We start from the raw sequence: 2,756 nt of genomic DNA on the forward strand, positions 1-2,756 counted from the left end.
CCGCGTATGGTTCTGGACCTCCAGCGTGCGTCTGCGTGCTGTATCCGGTACGCTGTAAAGGTTGCCATCGACCGAGATCATGCCGTCCTTGCTGACCCGGCGCTCCACACTGAGCACAGCATCATACGGCAGGGCCGGTAAGGCGATCAGCGCTGGTTGCTCTAGGGCAAAGGCGTCATCAACGACACGGCCCGTGGTCGCATGAACACGCGGGTTGGCAACGGTTGCCCGCCATGCGGAGAACTGCGCATTCAAATCCTGTAAATTGCGGAAGCTGCGTGCCAGGAAGAAGTCTTGGCGGATGTACCGGAAAGGCCGCTCAACTTTTCCCTTCGTCTTTGCACGATAGGGTTTACAAGCCTTAGGGGCAGCGCCGTAGTGCGTCAGCAAGGCCACGAGTGACCTGTTGTACGTCACCACACCTGCTGCGTCTTCGCCGATGACCGCCGTCTTCATCCGGTCATACAGGATTTCTTCTGGCGCCCCTCCCAGGGCCTCGAAGGCGGCGATGTGACATCGGAGGACTGTCTGCAGGTTCTGACTGTCGGCGAACCTGCCCCACATCCAGCGGCTATGCCCAAGGACTAGACTGAAGAGCCAGACTTTGCGCACTGTCTCTGGCTCATCGGTAAAGCAGACCGGAAACTCGGCGAAGTCGACCTGCGCCTGTTGACCTGGCGGGGTCTCGAACCGGCGTTCGAAAGGCGTTTGGGCAGGTGGCCGGATCTCCCGCAGAAATCCCTTCACGGTGGAATAGCTGCCCTCATACCCAAGCTCCTTGATCTCACGGAAAAGGCGTCGCCCTGACAGCCCCGGAAACTGGGTCACGCGCTCGTGCAAATAGTGCTGGTATCCATCCAGTTTGCTCCCACGAAGGGGTCGTGGCCCATAAATCGGCGGCTCAAGTCCAAGATCAAGGTATTTGCGGACGGTCTTGCGATCGCAGCCCATCTGTCGGGCAATCGCACTCACGCTCAGCCCCTGACGCTTCAAATCATGTATCAACACAATGTCTCTCAGTTGGATCACCCGGCAATCCTCCCATCCAATAGAGAGCATTGCGGGGAAGATTTTGGCGAAAGCCAATTCTGAGGGGGCATGCCCCCTCAGAATTGGCCACTCAGTGCCTCAACTGGGGAAAATTCACTTGCCCGTTTTGGGGAGAATAAGCCTGCCACTTACACCGCCAGCCAACCGCTCGACAGCAAACCCTCGATCCCCTTCAAGGAGCTCGCCATGAACCTGATGATGGGCGACCGGACCGAGGAAACCGTCAGCTCCCTCGCTGGCCGTCTGGCGCGGCTGGATCACAAGCTGACCCCCGAGGATCAGGAGAAGGTCACAGACCTGGCGGGAAAGCCCCTGTCCGCCGTCATCCGCGACCTCTTCGATGCAATCGACCCCGACAAGGTCGAGGCCGATGCCAAGGCCGCAGGCCACCCCGAGCCTGACGATGCCGCCATGAACGCGGCCCGCGAGAACCGCATCAAGCAGGCCGCCAATGTCTTCACCGGACCGCTGATCAACACGCTCGACACCATCCGCCGCGACACCGAACAGACCATCGACCATGATACCATCGACGAGGTGATCACCGCCGCGTGGGCGAGCGATGCGGATGAAAACGCCAAGGCCATCGCTCAGGAGTTCGAGGACTACCTGAATGAACACCGCGACGAGATCGAGGCGCTGACCATCTATTTCGACACGCCCGCCCGCCGGGCCGAGGTCACCCTGTCGATGATCAAGCAGGTGCTGAAGAAACTGACCGAGGATCGCCCCCGCCTTGCGCCGCTGAACGTCTGGCGCGCCTATGCGCATCTGGATGAGTACAAGGGCGAGACGCCGAACGGCGATCTGACGGCGCTGGTGGCGCTGATCCGGCGGGTGACGGGGCTGGATGATCGGCTGACCCGCAACTCGGATCGCGTGCGCCGCAACTTCCAGAACTGGATCATGCAGCGGCATTCGGGCGCGGGGACCAAGTTCTCTGATGCCCAGATGGACTGGCTACACATGATCCGCGATCACCTGATCAGCTCGTTCACCATCGAACGCGATGATCTGGAACTGGCCCCCTTTGACGGCAAGGGCGGGATGGGGCAGATGTATCACCTCTTTGGCGATCAGATGGAGGACGTCATGACCGAGATGAATGAGGCGCTGTCGGCATGACGGAACTACCGAAGGGGTGGATTTCCGAAAAGATTTCCGAACTCGTAATCGTGCAAGACAATGGCAAGCCCTTTCAGCAAGGGTGGAGTCCACGATGTGAAAGTCGCCCGGCTGAAGAGGAGGAATGGGGGGTGGTAAAAACCACCGCCATTCAACACGGAGAATTCTGGGCGCACGAGAATAAAGCTCTCCCCGCAAAGCTTGATCCACGACCTCAGATCGAGATCCAACAGGGTGACGTGCTGATGACCTGTGCTGGTCCGCGAAATCGCTGCGGCGTGGCTTGTCTCGTAACGAAGACCCGACCTCGCTTGATGATGTCGGGCAAGATGTATCGGTTTAGGCCGCACCCCGAGGTGTTGGATCCGAATTATCTTTCGCTCTTTATTCGACTACACGACACGCAACTGAAGATTGATGCCATGAAGACTGGTATCAACGATTGTGAACGGCGGAGCAATACTCGGCCACGGTAGCGACGGCATAGTGTTGTCGCGGGCGGCGTAAAAGTCGTCCACTTTTGCCCTTTCGGATTTCGGGAGGGCTTGGGGATATACACCGTGGACTTGTATTTGAAGGTG

At 58.9% G+C, this 2,756-nt stretch carries 3 protein-coding genes; 1 reads left to right on the plus strand and 2 read right to left on the minus strand.

The genetic code is table 11. The features are described from left to right. Positions 1-1,029, minus strand: a 1,029-nt coding sequence (gene istA / locus AB9K37_RS06275) for an IS21 family transposase (protein ID WP_369836114.1), incomplete at its 3' end; no start/stop codon positions are given. Between the two features lie 207 nt (positions 1,030-1,236). On the opposite strand from istA, the gene AB9K37_RS06280 reads away from it, so the two are divergent. Then, positions 1,237-2,175, plus strand: coding sequence for a type I restriction-modification enzyme R subunit C-terminal domain-containing protein (locus AB9K37_RS06280; RefSeq protein WP_369836115.1), 939 nt, complete (start codon positions 1,237-1,239; stop codon positions 2,173-2,175). Positions 2,176-2,567: 392 nt separating this feature from the next. On the opposite strand, the gene AB9K37_RS06285 is transcribed toward AB9K37_RS06280, so the two are convergent. Then, on the minus strand, positions 2,568-2,756 hold a 189-nt coding region (locus AB9K37_RS06285), incomplete at its 5' end, for a hypothetical protein (RefSeq protein ID WP_369836117.1).

This window comes from Donghicola sp. XS_ASV15 (assembly GCF_041224595.1).
Classification (GTDB): domain Bacteria; phylum Pseudomonadota; class Alphaproteobacteria; order Rhodobacterales; family Rhodobacteraceae; genus Donghicola.